Source organism: Hyperthermus butylicus DSM 5456, from assembly GCF_000015145.1.
GTDB lineage: Archaea > Thermoproteota > Thermoprotei_A > Sulfolobales > Pyrodictiaceae > Hyperthermus > Hyperthermus butylicus.
This window is the reverse complement of the sequence record NC_008818.1, coordinates 822,630-845,017: the sequence shown is the minus strand read 5'-3', so window position 1 is coordinate 845,017 and position 22,388 is coordinate 822,630. Positions and strand designations below refer to the sequence as shown.

Annotated in this window: 22 protein-coding genes and 1 tRNA gene; 16 read left to right on the top strand and 7 right to left on the bottom strand. The window is 54.1% G+C overall.

The window, feature by feature from the left end; all coding sequences use genetic code 11:
• The first annotated feature begins 125 nt into the window (after positions 1-125).
• From HBUT_RS04435 to HBUT_RS04425, 3 genes are all read left to right on the top strand, one after another.
• Positions 126-1,016, top strand: a complete 891-nt coding sequence (locus HBUT_RS04435; RefSeq protein WP_011822014.1) for a hypothetical protein — start codon at positions 126-128, stop codon at positions 1,014-1,016.
• 21 nt (positions 1,017-1,037) lie between these two features.
• Positions 1,038-1,763, top strand: coding sequence for a ribonuclease HII (rnhB, locus tag HBUT_RS04430; RefSeq protein ID WP_048061468.1), 726 nt, complete (start codon positions 1,038-1,040; stop codon positions 1,761-1,763).
• A gap of 161 nt (positions 1,764-1,924) precedes the next feature.
• Positions 1,925-3,226 carry an RsmB/NOP family class I SAM-dependent RNA methyltransferase gene (locus HBUT_RS04425; protein ID WP_011822012.1) on the top strand — a complete coding sequence of 434 codons (1,302 nt, stop codon included), beginning with the start codon at positions 1,925-1,927 and terminating at the stop codon, positions 3,224-3,226.
• A 209-nt stretch (positions 3,227-3,435) separates the two neighbouring features.
• Here HBUT_RS04425 and HBUT_RS04420 read toward each other — a convergent pair whose 3' ends face one another.
• Positions 3,436-3,954 carry a hypothetical protein gene (locus HBUT_RS04420; protein ID WP_011822011.1) on the bottom strand — a complete coding sequence of 173 codons (519 nt, stop codon included), beginning with the start codon at positions 3,952-3,954 and terminating at the stop codon, positions 3,436-3,438.
• Between the two features lie 254 nt (positions 3,955-4,208).
• Here HBUT_RS04420 and HBUT_RS04415 point away from each other — a divergent pair, with 254 nt between their 5' ends.
• The gene (locus tag HBUT_RS04415) at positions 4,209-4,880 is read left to right on the top strand and encodes an ERCC4 domain-containing protein (protein WP_011822010.1); all 672 of its coding nucleotides are present in this window, start codon (positions 4,209-4,211) and stop codon (positions 4,878-4,880) included.
• 110 nt (positions 4,881-4,990) lie between these two features.
• Complete coding sequence (locus HBUT_RS04410; RefSeq protein ID WP_011822009.1) at positions 4,991-7,207, top strand: elongation factor EF-2; 2,217 nt, start codon at positions 4,991-4,993, stop codon at positions 7,205-7,207.
• Positions 7,208-7,209: 2 nt separating this feature from the next.
• On the opposite strand, the gene HBUT_RS04405 is transcribed toward HBUT_RS04410, so the two are convergent.
• Positions 7,210-8,283: a histone deacetylase family protein gene (locus HBUT_RS04405; RefSeq protein ID WP_011822008.1), complete on the bottom strand. Its 1,074-nt coding sequence runs from the start codon at positions 8,281-8,283 to the stop codon at positions 7,210-7,212.
• A gap of 114 nt (positions 8,284-8,397) precedes the next feature.
• Between HBUT_RS04405 and HBUT_RS04400 the strand changes: the two genes are divergently transcribed.
• From HBUT_RS04400 to HBUT_RS04380, 6 genes are all read left to right on the top strand, one after another.
• Positions 8,398-9,852 (top strand): BUD32 family EKC/KEOPS complex subunit, encoded by a 1,455-nt coding sequence (locus HBUT_RS04400; RefSeq protein WP_011822007.1) that lies wholly within the window; start codon positions 8,398-8,400, stop codon positions 9,850-9,852.
• Positions 9,853-9,918: 66 nt separating this feature from the next.
• Positions 9,919-10,080, top strand: a complete 162-nt coding sequence (locus HBUT_RS09530) for a hypothetical protein (RefSeq protein ID WP_153801389.1) — start codon at positions 9,919-9,921, stop codon at positions 10,078-10,080.
• Between the two features lie 296 nt (positions 10,081-10,376).
• Entirely contained in the window at positions 10,377-11,657 is a 1,281-nt protein-coding gene (hemL, locus tag HBUT_RS04395) for a glutamate-1-semialdehyde 2,1-aminomutase (protein ID WP_011822006.1), read from the top strand.
• A 2-nt stretch (positions 11,658-11,659) separates the two neighbouring features.
• Positions 11,660-12,571, top strand: coding sequence for a hydroxymethylbilane synthase (hemC, locus tag HBUT_RS04390; protein ID WP_011822005.1), 912 nt, complete (start codon positions 11,660-11,662; stop codon positions 12,569-12,571).
• Positions 12,571-13,317, top strand: coding sequence for a uroporphyrinogen-III C-methyltransferase (cobA, locus tag HBUT_RS04385; RefSeq protein ID WP_011822004.1), 747 nt, complete (start codon positions 12,571-12,573; stop codon positions 13,315-13,317). The genes hemC and cobA overlap by 1 nt, the downstream gene beginning before the upstream one ends.
• A complete protein-coding gene (locus tag HBUT_RS04380; protein WP_011822003.1) occupies positions 13,302-14,051 on the top strand; it encodes a uroporphyrinogen-III synthase in 750 nt (249 codons plus the stop codon). The genes cobA and HBUT_RS04380 overlap by 16 nt, the downstream gene beginning before the upstream one ends.
• Here the strand turns inward: HBUT_RS04380 and HBUT_RS04375 are convergent.
• Positions 14,052-14,150: transfer RNA gene (locus HBUT_RS04375), tRNA-Gln, on the bottom strand. It abuts the gene before it with no gap.
• A 133-nt stretch (positions 14,151-14,283) separates the two neighbouring features.
• On the opposite strand from HBUT_RS04375, the gene gatB reads away from it, so the two are divergent.
• Entirely contained in the window at positions 14,284-15,729 is a 1,446-nt protein-coding gene (gene gatB / locus HBUT_RS04370) for an Asp-tRNA(Asn)/Glu-tRNA(Gln) amidotransferase subunit GatB (protein ID WP_011822002.1), read from the top strand.
• Positions 15,730-15,753: 24 nt separating this feature from the next.
• Here gatB and HBUT_RS04365 read toward each other — a convergent pair whose 3' ends face one another.
• The 3 genes from HBUT_RS04365 to gcvT form a co-directional block, all read right to left on the bottom strand.
• The gene (locus HBUT_RS04365) at positions 15,754-16,155 is read right to left on the bottom strand and encodes a hypothetical protein (RefSeq protein WP_011822001.1); all 402 of its coding nucleotides are present in this window, start codon (positions 16,153-16,155) and stop codon (positions 15,754-15,756) included.
• Between the two features lie 336 nt (positions 16,156-16,491).
• Entirely contained in the window at positions 16,492-17,571 is a 1,080-nt protein-coding gene (locus HBUT_RS04360; RefSeq protein WP_011822000.1) for an N-acetyltransferase DgcN family protein, read from the bottom strand.
• Positions 17,572-17,961: 390 nt separating this feature from the next.
• On the bottom strand, positions 17,962-19,098 hold the full coding sequence (gene gcvT / locus HBUT_RS04355) for a glycine cleavage system aminomethyltransferase GcvT (RefSeq protein WP_011821999.1): 1,137 nt from the start codon (positions 19,096-19,098) through the stop codon (positions 17,962-17,964).
• 854 nt (positions 19,099-19,952) lie between these two features.
• Between gcvT and HBUT_RS04345 the strand changes: the two genes are divergently transcribed.
• On the top strand, positions 19,953-20,405 hold the full coding sequence (locus HBUT_RS04345) for a cytidine deaminase (protein ID WP_011821998.1): 453 nt from the start codon (positions 19,953-19,955) through the stop codon (positions 20,403-20,405).
• A 106-nt stretch (positions 20,406-20,511) separates the two neighbouring features.
• Positions 20,512-20,931, top strand: coding sequence for a single stranded DNA-binding domain-containing protein (locus HBUT_RS04340; RefSeq protein WP_011821997.1), 420 nt, complete (start codon positions 20,512-20,514; stop codon positions 20,929-20,931).
• An 83-nt stretch (positions 20,932-21,014) separates the two neighbouring features.
• Here HBUT_RS04340 and HBUT_RS04335 read toward each other — a convergent pair whose 3' ends face one another.
• Positions 21,015-21,419 (bottom strand): hypothetical protein, encoded by a 405-nt coding sequence (locus tag HBUT_RS04335; RefSeq protein WP_153801388.1) that lies wholly within the window; start codon positions 21,417-21,419, stop codon positions 21,015-21,017.
• A 16-nt stretch (positions 21,420-21,435) separates the two neighbouring features.
• Here HBUT_RS04335 and HBUT_RS09525 point away from each other — a divergent pair, with 16 nt between their 5' ends.
• Entirely contained in the window at positions 21,436-21,657 is a 222-nt protein-coding gene (locus tag HBUT_RS09525) for a hypothetical protein (protein ID WP_153801387.1), read from the top strand.
• Complete coding sequence (locus HBUT_RS04330; protein ID WP_011821995.1) at positions 21,633-22,388, top strand: hypothetical protein; 756 nt, start codon at positions 21,633-21,635, stop codon at positions 22,386-22,388. The genes HBUT_RS09525 and HBUT_RS04330 overlap by 25 nt, the downstream gene beginning before the upstream one ends.

The window sequence follows — 22,388 nt, the reverse complement described above, 5'->3', positions numbered from 1 at the left end:
CCCGTACACATCCTTCCTCATAGGTGGAGGCTGTGATGTGGAATCCGGGAGCGTAGCTCCCAGCTGTGCTGTGAAGACCGCATACTAGGCTGAGCCTCCTCCAGCGCCAAGGGTGTAGTAAAGGCTTGACGGGGCTAATTACTAACCTCATCTTTGCCGAGATTGGCGAGGGTAGGGAGCTACTGCGTCGTGCAGCAACAGCGGATCTTGTTCTCGTCGTGGGCGATGGTGTTGAAGCGCTAGTGAGGGCCAGCCGCTACCGTGAGCTTGGGGTAGAAGTGCAGGTTTACCCGCTGTCGCCACGGGACTCGCCAACACTATTTTCCATACTTGGCCTCGTTGGCTGGCTCCGCGAGCAAGCAGTTAGTGCAACGGTAGTAGTTGAAGGGTATGGTGGTGAAAAGCTCGTAGAAGCAGCCTACATGGTCGTGTCTGGATACAATCTCTCAGAGCTACCAGTACAGTTGATTGCACGGTTGCAGTCTCCGCTGCACCTCCGCACGCTAGTAGTACTTGATGCCCTGGCCCGTAGCGGCGTGAACCTGGCAGCTGAGGCTAAGAGGCATATCAATGCAGCATTTACTGGAGGGGACGCCTATAGAGCTAGCCTAGTAGAGCATGCGGCTGACATTGTTGTTCAGAAGGCTCGGCTCGGGCTAGGCGAGGAGCTGGCGTGCCTAGCGAGGGTATACCGGGCAGCCATGTCGGGCCAGCCGGTTACGGGTAGCGGCGAGTGCAGCCTCGTGGCGAGGCTGGCTGAGAGACTGGACGTAGAGGGCGTTGGCGCAGTGAAAACGGTGAGCATAGCTAGAAGCGGCAACGAGGTTAAAGCCTATGTGGGTTGTAAGCTGCTCCTGCACGATAACAGTTGCATGCCGGAACTCGAAGCTGCTGAGCCACTGCTTCGGGAACTCGTGGAGCGCTGGGGCCTAGAGCTTAAGGGGGTTGAGCTGGTCGACCCAGAGGAGGCAGCATGCATAGCATATGAGGGGCTAGCAGGCTATACTTGTGGCTAACAGTTGGAAGGGGCGTGTAGAATGGTGCAACGGAGAAGATGCCGCTATGCTATCGGCATCGACGAGGCTGGTAGAGGGCCAGTTATAGGGCCAATGGTCGTTGTAGGAGTTGCTGTGTGCAGCAATGATATCGACAAGCTTGTAGCACTAGGGGTTAGGGATAGTAAACAACTCACACCGGTTGTCCGTGCAAAGCTCTACGGCGAGATTCTCCGCGTAGCACTACACAGTGTTATAGTGAAGCTGCCTCCAGCGCTCCTAGATGCTGTAAACCTAAACCAGCTAGAAGTCGAGACCTTCGAGTACATAGCGTCAAGGATAGCTGGTGTCCACGATAGCCCCGAGGCAGTCTACGTCGATGCTGTGGGTAGCCCCGAGAAGCTGGCTGCAAGACTCTCTGGTAGGCTAGGCGTACGCGTCATAGCCGAGCCGGGTGCTGATAAAACGTATCCCATAGTCTCTGCGGCGAGTATTGTTGCTAAGGTTGTGCGTGACGCGGAGATAAGGATGCTACGCAGGCTCTACGGTGTAAGGGGCTCTGGCTATCCAACAGATCCCGAGACCATAGCATGGCTTGCAGAAGAGTATAGGCGGAACCCTGCAAACCCGCCGTGGTTCGTACGGAGAACATGGTCCACACTGAAGCGTATAGCTCCGGGCTGGTACGTGGAGAAGCAGGCTACGACGCAACCTCCACGGGGGCAGAGGTCGCTCCTCGACTACCTCCTCGGAGAAAAGCAGAGCTAGCCTGTAAAGATTCTGGGGTTGTGCCGGCTCCTCAGATACGGCCACACTCTTCACGGCCCCCTTTTGCGGGCTCTGGTAAGCCCACCTATCATCACTGGCTCATGATACAATATTGGCTGTATCCCGGTAACCCTGGTAGTTCTCGGGTGCGTATATAGGCTATGGAGAGACAAGTAAAGGTCATAGTAGACTTTAGTGCTCGTGTCCTCTACCATGTACTGACAAGGCATGTAAGCCATGATAGGGCCTACCAAGCTGCAGCGAGAGAGTACCGTAAAGCATTGAACATTGTACCGCCAAGGGTGCTCTACAAGGTCTCTCATGATATAGTATCGGACTACCACACGGTAAGGCACATAGAAAAGTACGTCTATGGCGCTACGGGCGGCTCCAAGAGGGCTGCAAGGCTATGGCTAGCCCTCCTAGGCCCGGAGAAGGAGTACCTCCAGCCCTACATCGATGGAGTAGAGAGGCTGCGGAGGAAACTGCTGAAGACACTGCCACGCCATGTGGAGAGTATAGAGGACGTTATTGAGACAGCAGGCTCTGAAGCTGAGAAACTTGCAATAAAATACTCTTTTCCCACCTGGTTTACCAAACTGATACTCCAACTTCTCGGCCCTTACAGTGCTGAAAGGCTCTTGGCGTCTCTCAACGAGGAGAAGTGGTGGATAAGGGTCAATACGCTCAAGGCTGATCCGGATCGTGTTGCAGCCCGGCTAGAGGAGAAAGGCGTCATAGTGCGCAGAGACCGGGATCTACCCTACATGCTGGAGGTTGTAGACTTTAGTGAACCACTACACCATCTTGAGGAGATGTGGCGTGGCGAAATAGTGTTCCAGGACAAGGCCTCAGCAATGGTTGTCGAGGCCCTAGAGCCGGAGCCTGGAGACGTGATATTGGACTTGGCTGCGGCCCCCGGCGTAAAGGATACGCTGGTGATGCAGCTCACTGAGAACAGGGCGAGGATAATAGCTGTAGACGTCTCCTGGGCGCGTCTCCAGAGGACAAAGCGCCTACTACGCATGTATGGTGTTGATATTAGCCGTATCGAGGTAGTACAAGCAGACTCTACAACACTACACCTAAGGCTAAAACCGTCAAAAGTAATGCTAGATGCTCCATGTACAAGCAGTGGTGCAGTGGGCAAGGATCCAGCAATAAAGCTCCACCTAGACGATCTCAACTGGGTTGCAAGGTTCCCCCCACTCCAAGCTGCGATGCTGGAAACAGCGCTAAAGTACCGGGCTCCAGCAGTCTATGCTGTCTGCAGCATCCTACCCATGGAGGGTGAGGAGCAGGTAGTAAAGATTATTGAGCGTGGCGCAGCAAGCCTACGGAGACCAAGAATCCCCGCCGCCCATGGCTATGCTGTTTACGGTGATGTAGCCCGCAAGACGGCAAGGTTCCTGCCAAGCCTGCACCAGACCCAGGGCTTCTTCATATCACTCCTAGAACCCTAGGACGGTAATGGAGGAATGGTGGGCGACGTGCAATTCGTCTCCCGGCTCACCCAGCCGCCAGCGGCGGCGTCGCCGGGGCCCTGACCCCCCGCCGTGTAGAGATATGGTAGGAGTGTCTTTGGGGAGGGGGTTATCGCTAACGCGGCGCAGCAGTACAGCGGGAGGCAGGATTAGGCGGGGAGGATGGAAAAGGTGCGGATGTGGGAAGGCTAGAAGAGCCTCCTTCTCCGGGCTGCACGTGGCCTGGAGAGTATCGTTGTGAGTTCTATCTGTGCATCTATAGCTGCTATCTTCGGTTTATACTCGTCTATGGCTGCTTGTAGTTTATCATAGAACTCCTTGTCGTAACCCTTGGTTTCTAGGAACTCCTTCCCGTCGCTTGTAAGCCTAAGCTTCTTGGTCTTGGGGTCGGTCTCGGCGAGGCCCACATAGAGTAGTGCCACAATGTCCTCGTGTAGCTCCTTAGATATTGGTACGTCGCCTACAAGGTAGAAGTTGTAGCCTAGGTCGAAGTCCTTCTCCTTCTGTAGCCAGTAGACTAGGTGGGCTAGACTCCTCTCATATATGCCGCCCTGGTCCTCCATAGCCTTTAACACTAGGAGGAGGCGACGCTTCCTCTCATCCTTCTCGACCTGGTCCCTTGTTATGGCGGGTCTAGTCTGTATGACAAGCTCCTTCTTCGTGCCGCTCACGGGCTCCTTTTTCTTACGCCCACTAGTCTTAGCCAAGGCATCCCCCCTCGCAGCCCTAGTCTAAGTCCTACCCCAGGCCCGGGGTACCCGGTGCTGAACCCCTAAAACTTGCTGCCACAGCAGGTCCAAGCAATGCTTGAAGGGCTCGGTGCGCCGGACTATCCTCACGCGACTCTCCCGGGGTTTCGTGTCGGCCTCTAGCGTATTCCTCACAGCCCCTCCAGGGCATCCTAGCTCCATGGTTTACAAGCTATTAACGGGTTGTGCAGCAGCTAAACGGGGTACAGCTCTTGCCCGAGTGTAGTAGGCCGCGGGTCTACGTTGACGAGAGGGAGAAGGCTAGCCCCATTCCCCGCTTATTGAGGGAGATGGGTGCAGCCGTAATCTACACTGTTGCAGGTGTCGGCGATTACATTGTTTCGGATAGGGTTGCATTCGAGAGGAAGACCATGCACGACCTTGCAGCAAGCCTTTTCGATGGCAGGCTCTACGACCAGGCTAGAAGGCTGAGCGAGCACTATGAAGTCCCAATAATACTCGTTGAGGGTGACCCAGCAGAGCTGGAAAGGGTTACCTCGCGTGCATTGCAGGTTAAGCTTGCCCTATTGGCGATAAGCCTCGACTATAGTGTAAGGATCGTCTGGAGCAGTGGTCCGGAAGAGTCAGCAAAAATAATCTATAGTGTTGCGTGTCGTGAGCAGGCTCTGAAGCAGAGGCCCGTGGTTATACATAGGAAGCCGAGGCTCGAGAAGCTGTGGATGCAGCAGCTATATGTTGTCCAGAGCCTGCCCGGCATAGGGCCTAGGCTCGCGGAGAGGCTCCTTGAAAAATTCGGCAGTATAGAGGCTATATGCAGAGCATCAATAGTTGAGCTTGAGAAGGTTCTTGGCTATGAGAGAGCCGTAAAGGTGTACCGCGTAATACATGCTCCATATACGTCTTCCAAAGCAGAGCGGGAGTAGCAGCAATCCTGACGCCCATGGAGCGGGAGCCGGGTGGGGCAACAAGAGAGAGCCCAGTACTTTATAACCCGGGGACCGTTACTCGCCCCTTCACCGGGTGTTAGTAGGGTATGCGTGTCAAGCATGTAGACGAAATCCTAAAGATAATGAATAACATCGAGCGGATACGTAACATTGGTATCGTTGCCCATGTAGACCACGGCAAGACGACGACTAGCGACTCGCTACTAGCAGCCGCTGGTATTATCTCGCAGCGTATCGCGGGTGAGGCGCTAGCACTAGACTACCTCAAGGTAGAGCAGCAGAGAGGCATCACGGTAAAGTCGGCAAACATAAGCCTCTACCACGAGTACCAGGGCAAGCCATACGTAATCAACCTCGTAGACACCCCCGGCCACGTAGACTTCTCCGGCCACGTGACCAGGAGCCTAAGGCTGATGGACGGTGCTATCCTGGTCGTAGATGCTGTTGAGGGTGTGATGCCCCAGACTGAAACCGTGCTGAGGCAGAGCCTCGAAGAGAGAGTAAGACCGATACTATTCATAAACAAGGTCGACAGGCTGATAAAGGAGCTAAAGTACACTCCCCAGCAGATACAGCAGCGCTTCATAGAGATAATAAAGGAGGTCAACAACCTGATACGCCTCTACGCTGATCCAGAGTTCAGGGAGAAGTGGCTGCTAAACCCAACAAGCGGTATGGTGATCTTCGGTAGTGCACGTGACAAGTGGGGCATAAGTATCCCGATGGCCCAGAAGAAGGGGATAAAGTTCAGCGATATTATTGAAGCATACAAGAAGGGTAAGGATGCAGTAGAAGAGTTCGCCACGAAGGTTGCACCACTCCATGAAGCGCTACTAGACGCAGTGGTCAAGTTCATACCGAATCCGAGGGATGCTCAGAGATACAGGATACCAAAGATATGGAGGGGCGACATCAATAGTGAAGTAGGTAAGGCAATGCTAGAGGCTGATCCCAACGGCCCACTGGTCTATGCGATATCATTCATGAGGGTCGACCCGAAGATAAGGAGGCTAGTAGCAACTGGCAGGATATTCAGCGGTACCCTAAGGCAGGGCGAGGAGGTCTGGCTGATAAACGCTAAGAAGCAGGCCAAGGTGTTACAGGTAAGCATCTACATGGGTCCAGACCGTGAAGTTGTAGACGAGATCCCAGCAGGTAACATTGGTGCTGCCCTTGGCCTCGAGGATGCACGTGCTGGTGAGACAGCTGTTGCTGTTGAGTGGAAGGAGAAGGTGTCACCATTCGAGCAGCTGAAGTACGTATCAGAGCCAGTAGTAACGGTAGCCATCGAGCCGAAGGACCCGAAGGACTTGCCAAAGCTTATTGACGCCCTCTACAAGCTAAGCATTGAGGACCCAACGCTACAGGTAAAGATCAACCAGGAGACCGGCGAGTACCTCTTAAGCGGTATGGGTCCACTGCACATTGAGATTGCTGTATGGTGGCTAAAGGAGAACTTTGGCCTCGAGGTAAAGACAAGCCCGCCAATAGTAGTGTACAGAGAGACCATTAGGGCTAAGAGCCAGGTATTCGAGGGCAAGAGCCCCAACAAGCACAACAAGCTATACATAAGCGTTGAGCCGCTTGACGAGGAGACAATAAAGCTCATACAGTCTGGTGTTGTCCGCGAGGACCAGGATCCGTATGAGAGGGCTAAGATACTAAAGGAGAAGGCAGGCTGGGACTACGACGAGGCCAAGAGGATATGGGCTATCGATGAGAACATCAATGTCTTTGTAGACAAGACAACCGGTGTACAGCACCTACGTGAGGTAAAGGACACTATTATCCAGGGCTTCCGCCTAGCAATGAAGGAGGGTCCACTAGCCAAGGAGCCTGTTCGCGGCATCAAGGTGGTACTGCACGATGCAGTGATACACGAGGACCCCGCACACAGGGGCCCAGCCCAGATCTACCCAGCTGTTAGGAACGCAATATTCGCCGGTATGCTCACAGCTAAACCAACACTGCTCGAGCCCATACAGAAGCTGGACATTCGTGTACCACAGGAGTATGTAAGCAACGTGATAGCAGTCATATCTAGGAGGCGCGGCAAGATAATAGACATGAAGGAGTATGGTCTAATGATGAGGATTATAGCGGAGATACCGGTAGCCGAGAGCTTCGACCTGGCGCCAGAGCTTAGGAGCGCTACACAAGGCAGAGCATTCTGGGGCACAGAGTTCAGCAGGTGGGCACCCGTACCAGACAACATGTTAATGGACCTAGTGAAGAAGATACGTGAAAGGAAGGGTCTGCCGCCAGAGCCGCCAAAGCCGGAGGACTTCATATCACCCTTCTAGAGCTAGAACCTGCCAGCATTTCTCTTTGCCTCTGCTATTGCTTTTTCAAGTCGCTCAAAGTTCTCCAGTGCAGTCCTCCACACCGCGTCGCGGCTCTCGCTCCTCTTCTCTGGATACGGGTTGGCCTCGCCAAGCAGGCCCGCGATGAATGCTGGTAGGGCCCTCCTCAGCCCAATACTATAGCCACCCTCAAGCACGACGAGTATCCGTGTCCTCATTCTTCTCAGCGTAGTGCCCAGCTCGTAGTACGTGTTCGTTGTGAGGTACAACATGCCAAACCCATCACCTGCATAGGCGTCAAACCCGGCATCAACAATGACTAGGCTCGGACTTCCCTGTACTGCTTGTGCAAGCTCTAAGCCCCTCTGGAACAGCATCATATAGACATCGTCTCCAGCGTCAACAGGCACTATAACATTTAGCTTTGTACCCCTAGCCCTCCCAGACCCGTTCTCCCATGGCCAGCCCGTGCCAGGATATATTGTTGAAGGATCCTGGTGTAAGTCTAGGTGTACAATCCTTTCATCACTGTAGAGTATGTCTTGGGTCCCATTGCCGTGGTGCAGGTCGAAGTCTACAACTAGCACGTTCTCGCCGCGGTTGGCAGCGTGTTTTGCTGCTAGTGCCGAGATGTTGAATATACAGAAGCCCAGCGTTGGAGCCCCCATTGCGACGCCGCGACGGCCGGCGTGGTGTCCCGGTGGACGTCCGAGTACTATAGCTATGTTGCAGTCTCCCTCAACTAGCTTGTCAACGGCATCGAGCACTGAGGCTGTGTATGCATGGGCTGCGAGTATGGTGTACTTCCCAACGTAGGTGTCTGGGTCTATGTAGCCGCCGCCACGTCCAGCAAGCTCCTCAACCTTCTCGACATAGGCTGGATCGTGTACTTCAAGTATCCTATCCCGCTCCAGGCCACGCCTAGGCGCTGGCTGTATATGCACCAGCGTATAGAGCCCCGTCTTGGCCAGCGATTCCAGCGCTATTGCTAGCCTTTCCGGGCTCTCTGGGTGTGAACCATACGGAGGCTCATGAAGTCTGAAGACCTCGTCATAGTACATACAGACCCGGGGCAAACCCCGGAGCACCCAGGCTACGCTATATAGTCCAAAGCAGGGCTATACGTCCTCGCGGCTAGCTGTCCGGAGAGGGAATGTGTGGCTGGCGTTGCGGGGAGGAGCTAGCGGGCCATGCCGCTGTGCAGCAGTGATTCGAGACTCCTAGCTGTCTACGAGCTCTCCCCGAGCTATGTACTTGAGCTACGCCTAGGCGGAGAAACTTGTGCTATACGTAGCGGGGACAAGGTAGTACTAACGGTAGACGAGGACCTCTTTGTCTCAGACATAGAATCCTCAACCCTCGGGGAGACACTGGCTAGCCTCCTCCTGCTAAAGCCAGTTGAGACCCGGAACTGGGAGGAGTACAAGCTTCTTGCGGGAAGGTATCTGGAGAGGCTCCGGTTTGAGGAGGCTAGGAGGCTTCAGAAGCTCCTGCAGGTAAACGTTGAAAGAGCGTACATGGCTGACATATATCCGGCGATTGCCAGGCTTTCAAGGCTCCAGCACCTCTACCTATGGCTACGTTCTCCGCTCAACACAGCGCTGCGAAGCTCCAAGTATTACGAGTGGTTGAGAAGGCTAGCCAAGTGGCCCCGATTTATCCGCATAGCAGATGTCATCGGAGACCGGGAAGAGGGGAAGAGCCGCAGCGTGAGGTTCTCAGCGCTCGCCCAGAGCTTATCCTCGACATCGCTCATAAGCCTCATAGACCCAGCACTCCTCATGGAGGGGTTTTCGGTACGTCCACACCCGCTACTCGTAGACCCGCTGCTACTCGTCCGCCTTGACTCTGCTAAGCTAGCTACGAGGCTCCTAGACTTCGAAGAGCAGCTCTACGCGCTAACCGGCGTAAAGAGACTCCTCGACATGGCTAAGAGTGTTATGAAGCAACGCGTTGCTGCTATAAGGAGTGTCGAGCTGGTCGAGGTGGCGGGATTTCGTACAGCGGTGATTAAGAGGTACCGGGATGTAACGGCGGTCAAGTGGATAGTAGCAGCGATAACCTCGCTTCCACTTCCAAAGCCCCGGCTAAACCCGTTATCCAGGCTAAACAATGAGTACTATTTTAACAGGCTGCTAGCCGAGAAGGGGTTCAATGTGCCCGAACCAATACTAGTTGATCCCCGGAGGAGGATAGCGGCCTACAGCTACGTCGAGGGCACAGATCTAGCTGCAGCTCTACAGCGCAGCCCACTACCCCCAGTCTACCGCGAGCTAGGAGGGCTCCTGGCAGCAGTACACCAGGAGGGAATAGTGCTCTGGGATACAAATCCAAGCAACTTCATAGACTCACCCCGCGGCCTATACATTGTGGACCTTGAACAAGCCAGGCGGAGCACACGCATAGAGGACATGGCGTGGGACATAGCAGTAGCAGCATACTATCCCGCAATATATAGCCCCCGCGAAGCAGCAGCCAGGGCAAGACTCATAGCCGAAGGATACCTCCACGCAGGCGGCAGCGAGAAAGTCATAGTGGAGGCGGCAAAACCCCGATACGCAGCACCATTCATAGTTGCGGTACCCCCAACAACGCTCGAGAAAACCCGGAAAGCACTCCTCAAAGCCACCGGTAGCAGTAGCTAGCCCCAATTAGGGGAGAAGTATTAGCCTCTGCAGCTGTACACCACCACAACCCAGGGTGACGAAGGCATGGTAAGTGCTAGGCCATGCCCCGTCTGTGGTCGAGGCATGTTCCGTAGGAAGGCGCTGCTAGAGCACATAAAGAGGGTTCACGGCTGGTACTTCAGAGAGTTCATAGAGCCGAAGGGTAAGGGTGGCGGAGGAGGAGCCAAGAAGAAGAAGGAGGAGTAACGCAGCTAGCTGCTTCAAGACCAGTATCTATAGCTATAATTCTCCATACTACAGTGTTTTTGATGCACCGCTCGTCATCGGCTATGCCCCCCAGCCTCACAGCCCCACGGCCGTGTCTGGGTTGGAGGGGGGCTAGCCCCTACTCGTCCGTGGGGCTCAGACCCGTGACCCACTCCTCACCCGAGACTAGCCGTTGGGGCCTCCAACAACCTATTAGCAGTGACTGTCCTCGTGGATATTCGGCGTTCACAGTATAAGGGACCTAAGCGGCTCCTGAATGTTTGAGGGCTCCCGCTTTGCCTGGCGAGGTGAGCCGCTCTCTCTACGAGAAGGCACTCACACTATTTCCTGGTGGCGTCAACAGCCCTGTTCGTGCAGCGGTTAAGCCCTACCCATTTTATGTTGAGCGGGCTGAGGGCCCATACATCTACACTGTTGATGGCGAGAAACTTATAGACTACGTGCTGGCCTATGGCCCCCTAATCCTCGGTCATAAACATCCCCGTGTGGAGGAGGCTGTTAGGAGGCAGCTGGAGAAGGGCTGGCTCTACGGCGCTCCCTACGAGCTGGAGATAAGACTTGCAGAAAAGATACTCAAGTATTACCATCCCGGTGGAATGGTTCGCTTTGTAAACACGGGCACAGAAGCAACAATGACTGCGATAAGGCTCGCAAGAGGTGTCACTGGCAGGAAGTACATTGTAAAGTTTAATGGATGCTACCATGGCGCCCATGATGCTGTGTTGGTGGGAGCTGGTAGTGCAGCAGCAGAGTATGGAGTACCGACAAGCAAGGGTATACCCGAGGAAGTTGCCAAGCTAACACTCGTAGCAAAATACAATGACATTGAAAGCGTAGAGAAGATAATGTCAAAGCATGGTGACGAGGTGGCAGCAATAATAGTCGAACCAGTTGCAGGTAATGCAGGAGTCATACCGCCAAAGAAGGGGTTCCTCCAGGAGCTACGCCGCATAGCAAGCGAGCATGGAGCACTGCTAATAATGGACGAGGTTATCACTGGGTTCCGCTTAGCCTTGGGCGGCGCCCAGGAATACTATAGAGTAAAGGCAGACATAACCACGCTGGGCAAGATAGTAGGTGGCGGCTTCCCAATCGGCGTAGTTGTGGCTGACAGGAAGATAATGGAGCATCTGACACCTAGCGGCAAAGTCTTCAATGCTGGAACATTTAACGCGCATCCAGTAACAATGGCTGCAGGGCTGGCTACTATTGAAGTTCTCGAGGAGGGCACACCATACCGGGTAGCTTCTGAGGCGGGCAGAGCGCTAGCAGAAGAGCTAGAATCGCTCGTATTAAGCTATGGTATAGACGCTGCTGTAAACCATGTGGAGAGCATGCTGCAGATATTCTTCGTAAAGGGTGAGGTTTGGAGCCCCGAGGACGCAGCAAAGAGCGATAAGAAGCTCTACCTGAAGCTACACGAAGAGCTGCTAAAACTAGGCGTATTCATAGCGCCAAGCCAGATGGAGGCAATATTCACGAGTGCAGCCCACACGAGCGACGTAGTCTCCGAGACTATCGAGAAGCTTAGGAAGGCCTTTAAGAGGCTTAGATAACCATGAAGCTCCGCGTAGCTACGCGGGGTAGTAAGCTCAGCATAGCACAGACAATGATAGCTCTGGAGGCAATAAAACGTGTCGAGCCAAGCCTAGAGTATGAACTAGTGATAGTCAAGACTAGAGGTGATATACACCAGGACAAACCATTTACAGCTATAGGCGGCAAGGGCCTCTTCGAGAAAGAGGTAAACCTTGCAGTACTGGAGGGACGTGCTGACATAGCAGTTCACAGTCTAAAGGATGTACCTAGCGCTATTTCGCCCGGTCTAGTACTAGCCATGACGCCGCCGAGGGATCCACCCTACGACGTGCTCGTTGTGAGAGGCGGGAAGGAGAAGACGATATGGGATCTGCCCAGCGGCGCTATCGTTGGAACATCGAGCGCCCGTAGGGTTGCAATGCTCAAACATGTCCGCCGCGACCTAGTCTTCAAGGTTTTAAGGGGTAATGTGGATACCAGGCTTCGAAAGCTAGAGCAAGGACAGTATGACGCCATAGTGCTTGCCGAGGCCGGGCTAAAGAGGCTAGGTGTAGACATAGAGTATTGGCGTATACCTCCAGACATCCTGCCCCCAGCGCCTGGCCAGGGCATAATAGGGGTCTATACTCTGTCCAGTCGCAGCGACATACTCCCGATCCTCGAGAAGGCCTCAGACCAGAAGGCTATGGCCGAGGCTAGGGCTGAGAGAGCATTCCTAGCCTATGCTGGCGGTGGCTGCCACACCCCACTCGGAGCCTACGCTGAGCTGCGTGGCAACACCCTCTACTTCCATGCAGCATTAGCATCTCCCGATGGCAGCCGAAGGGTTGAAGTAAGGGTCGAGGGTGATCCGGATAAGCCTACACAGGTAGGCCTAGAGGCAGCATTCGAGCTGAGGAGGCTAGCAGCAAGGGAGGGGATAAGCCTGTAATGCAATGCAGTGGTAGAGTCTACATCGTTGGTGCAGGTCCTGGAGACCCTGAGCTGATAACCGTCAAGGGGCTAAAGCTGATCCGGGAAGCAGACGTCATAGTCTATGACAGGCTTATTCCGAGAGAGCTGCTAGAGGAAGCCAAGCCAGGTGCGAAGCTGATATATGCTGGTAAGAGGCCAGGCATGCATGCTATGACGCAGGAGGAGATAAACAAGCTGCTCTACGAGCTGGCATGTCAGGGTCTCACGGTCGTGAGGCTACACGGCGGGGACCCTTACGTCTTTGGTCGCGGCGAGGAGGAGTGCATGTACCTACGGGAGCGTGGCGTAGACTGTGCGGTTGTGCCAGGGATTACCAGTGCCATAGCAGGCCCAGCCTATGCGGGTATACCCGTTACAAGCAGGTATGTAGCGTCAAGCTTTGCAGTTGTAACCGGGCGAGAAGCTGAGGGCAAGAAACAACGCATAGACTATGCAGCCATAGCATCCGCCGTGGACACACTGGTCATACTCATGGGTGTAGGGAGACTTGAAGTGATAACCAGCCAGCTCCTAGAGGCTGGCATAGATCCCGAGACTCCAGTCGCGATTGTTGAGAATGCTACAACTCCGGGCCAGCGCGTGGTAATCGGCACCCTAAAGAACATAGCCGTGAAGGCACGCGAGGCGGGCATCGCGCCCCCGGCTGTCATTGTTATTGGTAGAGTGGTTGAGCTGAGGGAGAAGCTTTGGCGGCTAAGTTAGCGGGTAAGCCGACGATACTACTGCTTCGTCCTCCCGATTCCCAGCCGGGCCCACTAGCCGAGATAGGGTATGTGGCACACATACCCATTGTAGAAGTCGTAGCGAGGAGCGGGGCTGTGGAAGAGGTTGCTAGGCTGCTCGGGGGCTGTGACTGGATAGTATTTACGAGTCCTAGGGCGCCAAGGTTTCTCGCAAAGCTGCTACCTGAGATACGAAGGCTACAGGAGCAAGGTAGACTACACGTAGCAGTTGTCGGACCCCGCACTGCGAATGTGCTCTCAGAGGCAGGGCTAAGGGTTGACCTAGTGCCAGGCGAGTACCGTGGAAAAGCAGTGGCGGAGGAGCTCCGTCGGAGAAATCCGCGCTGCGTACTAATACCCAGATCTGCGGCGGCAGAGCATAACGACTTCATGTTGTTGCAGAGCATGGGTGTCGAAGTCCGCATAGTACACCTCTACACCGCGAAACCCGTAGAGAGGCTTGCAAGAATAGCTGCAAGCATAGCAGATGAGTTCGACTACGTGGTCTTCACCAGCCCGAGCATAGTCCAGACACTGGCCAGGCACTACAACGGCTCCTACAAGTTTACTGCAGCAGTAATAGGGCCAACTACCCTGGCAGCACTGAAGGAGTCCAAGCTAGCCAGGGCCAGGACCATAGTAGCAGAAAAGTATACGATGGATGGCCTAGCGGAGGCTATTCGCAGGGATTGGGGGAAGAGAGCCGGGTTGTAGTGGTAGCCGGGCGGGGATTCGAACCCCGGTCACGGGGGTTCCTCCCGGCCAGCCGGCCGGCCCAAAGCCCCGCATCCTTGGCCGCTAGACGACCCGGCTACCCCACTATAGGGAGTGACTGTTCTGGCTGGGTGGGGGTGATATCTATTATTACTCCACAGCAGCCTCTGCAGTCACGATAACTGGTTTAACCTGCAGCAGATCTAGAACCCTTCACGGTGCCAGACAGGGTATGGCTGTAAGCGGTGTCAAGGCGGTTATAGGGCTTGAAGTCCACGTACAAATAACAAGTCTCAAGACCAAGTTATTCTGTAGCTGTAGCGCTGACTACCGTGGCGCCCCGCCAAACACCCATGTCTGTCCTGTCTGCCTCGGTCTCCCCGGCGCTCTCCCAGTAGTCAACGAGGAGGCGGTCAAGAAGGCGATACAACTCTGCCTAGCAATAAACGGCGAGGTAGCCAACATTCTCCGGTTCGACAGGAAGCACTACTTCTACCCCGACCTTCCCAAAAACTACCAGATAACACAGTACCTCGAGCCCATATGCAGGGGCGGCTATATCGAGATAGAGACGGGCAAGGGGCCCAAGAAGATTAGGATACGGAGGATAAACCTGGAGGAAGATCCTGGCAGGATTGTCTACCCCGGCGGTAGCCCACTAGCAAGCCCCTATGCGCTAGTGGACTACAATAGGAGCGGCGTAGCACTTCTCGAAATAGTAACCGAGCCAGATATGGAGTCCCCCGAGGAGGCTGTAGCCTTTCTCGAAAAACTCCACAGCATAGTAGAGCATCTCGGCATTTGTGACTGCAGGCTAGAAGGCTCAATCCGCGTGGACGCTAACGTAAGCATTGAAGGTGGAGAAAGGGTCGAGGTAAAGAATATTGGTGGTTTCAGCGAGGTGAAGAAGGCCCTCTACTACGAGATTACAAGGCAACGCGACCTCCTAATGAAGGGCCGGAATGTGAAGCGTGAGACCCGCCACTGGGACCCGGTGCGCAAGGTGACGTTGCCAGCTCGTGTTAAGGAGACGGAGGAGGACTACAGATACATGCCTGACCCCAACCTGCCGCCAGTAAGGATAAGTGCGAAGCTAGTGGAGGAGCTGCGCAACAGTCTGCCCGAGCTACCAGATGCAAGGGCTAAGAGGATAGCATCCCAGTATGGGGTGCGGATGGAGCTTGCAAAGATACTCGTCTCGCGTAAGGTTCTTGCAGACTTCTTTGAGGACGCTGCCAGGCTGTATAGGGGTAATTATGAGCGCATGGCCAACTACCTTGTAAATGACCTGCTGAACTGGCTAAAAGATGAGGACCTACGGGGACTCTACACCAAGGTCAAGCCTGAGCACCTTGCAAAGCTCATGCAGCTCCTTGACCGCGGTGTTATCAGCATTAGACAAGCTAAGGAAATGGCTGAGCATATAGCTAAGCAGGGTGCTGACCCCGAGAAGCTGGTTGAGAAGCTAGGGTTCCGTAGGATAGCGGATGTGGAGGTGCTGCGTAGCGTAGTGGAGGAGGTGTTCAAGGAGTACCCCAAGGCCGTGAGGGATGCGCTGAAAAACCCGAAGGCGATAAACTTCCTGGTAGGCATGGTTATGAGGAAGACTCGGGGCAGGGCAGACCCAGCACTAGCCCGAAGACTTGTAGAGGAGAAGCTGAAGGAGGTAAAGTCCTAGGCTTCTAGCTTCACAGTCTCGACTTCAATACTCTTCGCGTACTTTTCGGCAGTAAACGCTAAACTCGTATCCTGCGATGATGGGTACAACCTCTATGCCAAGCTCCTTAGCGACATCACCAGCCTCGTCAATGGCGACATCGACGTCGCCCACGTCTATGTAGGGTTTTGCGTATAGGTAGAAGGCAAACCCGTCAAACACCACGAGGGCTCTTGCAGCCGGCCGCTCCGAGGCAGAGTAGCTCTCAGCGATCTTTAGTAGCCTAGCCCCCTCAAGTCTTCCGCCAAGCACTAAGGCTGTGACAACACTGCGCACTGCGGACATAAAGCGTAGCAGGGAGAGCCCAGTAGCCTGTGCCTCGTCTACGAGGCTGTAGAGGCTCTCCGAAAGGGACTCAAGCGCGAGAGGCTCTTCTACGAGGCTCACGCAGTCCCACCAGTAGAGTATATCCCACGCAAGAACAGTGTTTAGTGCAGCGCCACAATATACTACCAGGTATCTACCGCGTATTAGGCAGGTAGCACCTATGAAGAGGAATGAGCGTGTGGTCCGGTGGAACGGTGTATATAAGAGCGTATCACTTGTTGCACAGCCTCACAGATGAGATATGGTTCCAGGGACCACTAGGCTCCGAGACTGTAGACGTTGATTTAGGGCTCGGTACAGCGAGAAAATAGGCCTAACATGGATACGGGTTTTGCTGCAACAACTGGAACTGCTTACTGGCTCCCGACTTGTAGCCCTTGCAACCCTGGCTAGAGTTTAGCTCGACAAGATCCGTTCCACTATTGCGTCCACGCTTGTTCTCAATGGGTCAACAGCTGGCACCATGTATGTACGGGTATACTCTTCCTCGATTCGTTTCGCTTCCTCCAAGCTGTACATGCTAGTGTTGAGCGTTATTCCAGCTAGTACCGGGTTCGGATAGGGATTCAGTGCTTTGAGATAGACTAGCTCTTCGCCTGGCTCGGGGGCTCTGAGGGGCATCCATGCGTGGCTGAATGCTGATCGCCAGCGGCGGCCTGGCACGTGTGCTACCACTATGTGTGTTGGGGAAGCTCCACGGAGTATGCCTAGGGTAACGTGGCCGTAGGCTTCGTGGGTTATTGCAGCCTGGCCCTCAATCACGGCTACTTCGCAGCCTTGCTCGTAGGCTTCAACGATTATCTTTTCCAGAGCGCCAGCAACAAAGTCGCTTGGCATAGCATCCATTACCAGGCCTCGAGCACCTAGAAGCAACATCGTCTGGCCCGTACCTATCATGCAGGCCTTAGCTCCGCGACGTACTAGGGTTTGATATATAGTGTAGGTTGCTATGTTCTTTCCAGCATCGCAGTCTGTCCCTGCTATGAGGACCCGCTTCATTTTAGTGCCAAGAACCCGGCCATCCCAGACACGGTAATAGCGGGGATCAGGCTTGCGGACGTCAACTATCCTGGCATTGCCTTTTTCTGCGGCAGCCCGGAGCTCCGGATCGTCAGAGAGGAAGGTGTGAAGCCCACTATAGACATCGAGGCCTGCCTCAAGCGCGTCGCGAAGATCTCGCTTCCACTCCTCGGGCAGCTTGCCGCCAACGGGTGCAGCTCCTACAATAATTGCTTCGGCACCCTTCTCGATGGCTTCTTTGATACTTCGCACTATGGGTATGCCTTTACGGCCTAGCCCGAGTACCTCACCTGCGTCGCGGCCAGCGTTAAACGGGTCTACTACGGCTATGAGATCCCATAGGAGTCCGCCGTTAAATATGACTAGGTCGTGGCCAGTCTTTCCCTCATCCCTGCCATAGGCGCCAGGAGCATATATTGCAGCCCGCCTTCTACCATCGTGATACACCATGGGCATGGTTGTTGCACCTGGAGGGCACGCTAAATCAAAGTCGACATTAGGTTGGTGATGTCTTTGTCTCCAGAGGCTCTCTGAGCTTAGGCTTCTAAAGCCATTGCTGGGCTATTTGAATCCAGCTATAGGAGACGATGGATTGAATTGAATCCAGCAGGGCTCAGAGGGCTGGGGCATCATCTTCGGGGTCGTTGCTGGAGCTGGTGCTCCGCGCTCAGCCATACTGAAATGTGTTGTTTTAGGTGTGCAGCTTCGGCATCTCCTCAAGTACTATGATAGTGTGGATTGTTATGTATTATGAGGATAGGGTCTAGGTTGATGGATGTGAGTGGGTAAAACTGCTCGGTGGCCTTGTGAGTCCCGATTTTCTTTGTCGTTTAAGGAGCACCATGGCTAGAGTGGTGGTGAGGATGTAGGCTTTACTAGTGGGAAGTCGACTATCTTGCCCTGGTACCTCTTGCCTCTCCGTTCAACCTCGACGGTGAGCCCCATGAGGGCGTGGCTTGGCTTTATGTATGCTTGTGCTATGCTCCGGCCGAGGACTGGACTATAGGCGCCGCTGGTCACATGGCCTACCTCAACACCCTCAACGTATATCTTGTCTCCCTGCCGTGGCACTATGCGGGCCTTCTTCGAGAGCCTAATCCCCACTCTTACCTTTACAGCGCCGCGCCGTAGAGCCTCGCGAAGAGCCTTGCAGCCCACGCAGTCCTCCTTTGGGCCGGGCTGGTAGACCCACCAGTACCTTGCATCGACGGGTGTTGTTTCCTCGTCTATCTCGTGGCCGTAGAGTACGAAGCCCATCTCCATTCTCAAGCTATCCCTCGCGCCTAGTCCGCATAGTCTGCCTCCGAGCTCCCGAACTATCTCAGCAGCCTTGCGGAGTATCTTCTCAGCCTCACCAACTGGGGCTATGATCTCGAAGCCATCCTCGCCTGTCCACCCGCTACGCGAAACAAGAAATGCCCTTGCCTTTGCCTCTGATAGCTCTACGTTGAGCCGGAACCTCAACAGCTTCAGCTCCAAGACCTCGCGTGGTGCACCAAGCCTCTCCATAAGCTCAGCCGCCTTTGGACCCTGGACGGCAAACATGGCTAGCTCCAACGTCTTGTCCTCAACGCTGGCTGTAAACCCTAGCCTTGAGAGCCAATCGTTGAGCCAGCCTAGCACTTTCTCCCGGTTAACAGCGTTTGCAACAATCATCCACTGGTTACCGCCAAGGTTGTAGAGCATCACATCGTCAACAAAGCCAGCGTTCTCATTTAGGAACGCTGTTGGACCAAGCATAGTGCCTGGCTCTGACTCAAGATAGCGTGGCACCAGCTTGTCCAACAGCTTGCCGGCATCGGGGCCTGACACGATTATCCTAGCCATATGGCTTAGATCGAAGAACCCAACAGTCTTCCTCACAGCAACATGCTCCTCAACAATACTGCCATAATCTATGGGGACTAGCCACCCAGCAAACTCTCCAAGCGATGCACCAAGCTCCCTATGAACATCGTATAGGGGAACCTTAACACCCGTCACACTAGCCCACCCCAAAACAGCGCTAGCCAGCATCTACGCTGAAACTAGGCACGCTGGGCCCGTTTGAACGTTGTCTTCTGTGCCACTCTCCTGTCAAGCTTGACATACTCCCAGCCTATTGATAGTCCAAGCCTCTCATAGGGTTGCCCTTGAGTGAAAAGCAAACACGTCGAGACTGAAGATTCTGAGGGCGAAAACGAGAGAAGAGCTAGGAACAAACCAATGAAGGATACGTGCGCAATGTAAGGGTCATTTGCAATGGCCCAGTCATTGAGACTGTATGGTTGCTTTTCCTGTGCATGTTGCATATTGTAAGGACTATGTGGAGCAGCCCATCTGTGATCAAGGTATAGGATTAAGCACTAGGCTCGAAGCATAATGGTTTTCGTAGTAAGCTATATGCACTATTGTGACTTCAATAGTGTTTCTGAGCTATAACGATATTGTTCTCTTCTCAATCATCATTTAAGGTGAACGTGAGAATCATCCCGGAGGAGGTTGGGTTGTATGGTGTCTCCGGTAGGTAGCAGGAGGCATAGGCCCGGGGCTCGGGGAGGGGGCCACCTCCTCAGCCAGCCCCGCCCATTGTGGGCGGGGGCGTCCGGGCTAGGGGGATCCCCCAGGCTCCCTCATCGCCCATACTTTCCACTGCTTAGCGCTACCTAATAACGTGGCGTCCAGCAGGTCTAGGCGAAGCAGTAACCATGACACTATTTTATCCAGGTGCCTTACACGCGGCTGGAGTAGCTGGCCTTGGGCGTACGTGTTTGAGGAATGTGCCTCTAGGGTCTTGAGTTGTTAGCTGAGAAGCTATGCTATGCATAGCATGCCCCCGGCTCCAGGGGTGAGAGTCCTTGGCTAGCTTGGGGGTGGATCTAGAGGAGCTATTCCAGAGGGCCAAGCAAGTCATAGGTAACAGCTATGCCCCCTACAGTGGGGTCCATGTAGCAGCAGTTGTTCTAGCAGACGATGGAACAGTCTACCTGGGCGTCAATGTCGAGAATGTAAGTTACGGCTTAACAATCTGTGCTGAGAGGGCGGCAGTAGCGGCAATGATTACAGCTGGCCGCCGCAGGATAAAGGCAGTGGCAATAGTGTCAGATACAACCTTACCACTACCGCCTTGTGGAGCCTGCCGCCAGGTGATAGCAGAGTTTGCGGACGATGACACTGTGATCGCTTCACGCTCGCTAGTAACCGGTGAGACAAGGGTGTGGAGGCTACGTGACCTCCTACCAGATCCCGTCAAGCCTGAAGCAATAAGGCTCAGCCGCCGCTCCCAAGCCCCCTCTCAGCACAGCCCGTAGGGGGCTAAGCACAGGCCAGCATCATCACAGCCAACTGGTCCGGCAGGGATATAAGCCTCTGAGAGCCAGTACATACTCGTTTAGCGTAGCTGGAGTCGATGTATCCATGCGTAGCCAGAAGGAAACCCCCGTAAAAATATCAGAGCTTAAACCCGGAATGGATAACGTAACAGTCCGAGTCCGTGTTTTAGAAGCCGAAGCTCCCAGAGTCATAGAGACACGTAGGGGTCCACGTACGATAAGCGAGGCGGTGGTAGGCGACGAGACAGGTAGGGTGAAGCTAACACTCTGGGGTCGTGCAGCCGGTACATTGTCGGAGGGTGAGGCTGTCGAGATCCAGGGCGCCTGGACAACTAATTATCGGGGCAACGTAGTCCTCAATGTTGGAGGTCGTGGCGGAATACGCAGACTCGACGATAGCGAAGCTCCTCAGCCCGAAGAAGTACCCGAGGAGACCCCTAAGGCGTCATGGCAGCGCCGGGGTCGGAGAAGGCTCGGTGAGTTCCAGCGTCGCCAGCGCTACTAACTGCAGCGAGAATCTCTAACCATCACGCGTTCGGCAGTGCAAAGACGAGGTTTTTAGGAAAATCAAGTCTTCTTCATGGCTGGTTATTCGCCAACCTCAAGACCTGATAGCCTTAGCGCTATAGCTGTAGTTATAACTACGGTACCAGCTATGAAGAGTGCAAGAGCTACAGCACTCAGCCCTAGTAGCTTCCTCTCGTAAATCGTTAATGTGATATATGCTGTAGCGTTTACACCCTGGCCTTGTAGTGATTGGAGCAGCAAGGTATCCATTAGCCTTATGCCGGTAATGTTGACTGATGAGCCCGAAGCGATGGTATAGTTCTCTGTCACTATACCGCTATTGGTTCTGCGTAGCATAACAAGCCTTAGGTCACCGCCGTTATTTACGAGGCTTAGATCGATACCCGATACGCCTTCTATAGGCTCGTCTACAAGTGTTGCGACTAGTAGGGCTATGGTAGAGTTGCCGGACTCTATATTCTTCACGCGGGTAAACACATATTTGGACGTAGGCGTCATAGCGGCTATCGAGGAGGCAAGTGCGAGCAATAGCAGTCCAATACCTGCGGCAAGCATTTTACTCGTAAGCTTCAACAAGTTCCACCCAGCATCACAGCTACACTTGTGCGGATTTAGCCTCTGGGGGCTAGGGAGACTCCGCGAGGAGAAGCCCAGGGGCAACCACGGGGTTATATCGCCTTGCGTAGAGGATATAGCGTTATAGTGGGGTTTCTAGCATTAATGTTTTCGACCATAGCACTAATAGTGGTGGCTATGGCTGATGTGCATGTCGAGTCTGGAGAGGTTGATCTCGGTGGGCTTTGCGTCATACCTGTTCAGAATATAACCCTTGAACCGGCTGTGGTCAACACTACTGCCTCGCAGCCCCTGGGCTTCGAGGTACTATACTACAAGTGCAACTATACCAGCTGTTCGGGAAACGTGTCAGTAGCCTATCTCCCGCCAGAGGGTGGCAGCTTAGCACTAGGCCCTTCGCTGCTACACATGGTACTCCTCAAGACTAGTAGGGAGACACTACCACCATCGGTTATGAAGAGTGTTGAGCCTGGTGTACTAGAGCTAAACTGGTTCTATCCGGTCGCAGTAACGCATGCCATCCTAGTAGTGGAAGCTAATAGTGCTATACTATTTCTGCCGGGCGATTACGGTAAACTGCCAATCTATGTGCCGGGCTGCAGTGTAATCGATATAGGGCAAATGCATGGCGGTGAACTATACAATCTTACCTGTAGCTACAACATAGCAGCTGGAAAGCTGAAGCTGGAACTTGTGGAATCAAAGCTAAAGAGCATAGTTGTAGACGTTGATAGTTTGGGGTGTACAAGTGCTGTAGGTGTGGAGGTCGTAAAGCTTAGGCTTCCCGCGCTAGCAGCAGCCACGCTCCTAGCGGCAGCACTGGCTGCCATAGCGCTCCGCGAGTCAAAAACCCTATGA

Bases quoted from the DNA above. Each gene is read 5' to 3' on its own strand.
- hemC (WP_011822005.1), top strand. From the start codon at position 11,660: ATGAAGCTCCGCGTAGCTACGCGGGGTAGTAAGCTCAGCATAGCACAG.
- HBUT_RS09530 (WP_153801389.1), top strand. From the start codon at position 9,919: ATGGTAAGTGCTAGGCCATGCCCCGTCTGTGGTCGAGGCATGTTCCGT.
- rnhB (WP_048061468.1), top strand. From the start codon at position 1,038: ATGGTGCAACGGAGAAGATGCCGCTATGCTATCGGCATCGACGAGGCT.
- gatB (WP_011822002.1), top strand. From the start codon at position 14,284: ATGGCTGTAAGCGGTGTCAAGGCGGTTATAGGGCTTGAAGTCCACGTA.
- cobA (WP_011822004.1), top strand. From the start codon at position 12,571: ATGCAATGCAGTGGTAGAGTCTACATCGTTGGTGCAGGTCCTGGAGAC.
- HBUT_RS04410 (WP_011822009.1), top strand. From the start codon at position 4,991: ATGCGTGTCAAGCATGTAGACGAAATCCTAAAGATAATGAATAACATC.
- HBUT_RS04400 (WP_011822007.1), top strand. From the start codon at position 8,398: ATGCCGCTGTGCAGCAGTGATTCGAGACTCCTAGCTGTCTACGAGCTC.
- HBUT_RS04340 (WP_011821997.1), top strand. From the start codon at position 20,512: ATGCGTAGCCAGAAGGAAACCCCCGTAAAAATATCAGAGCTTAAACCC.
- HBUT_RS04360 (WP_011822000.1), bottom strand. From the start codon at position 17,571: ATGCCCATGGTGTATCACGATGGTAGAAGGCGGGCTGCAATATATGCT.
- HBUT_RS04425 (WP_011822012.1), top strand. From the start codon at position 1,925: ATGGAGAGACAAGTAAAGGTCATAGTAGACTTTAGTGCTCGTGTCCTC.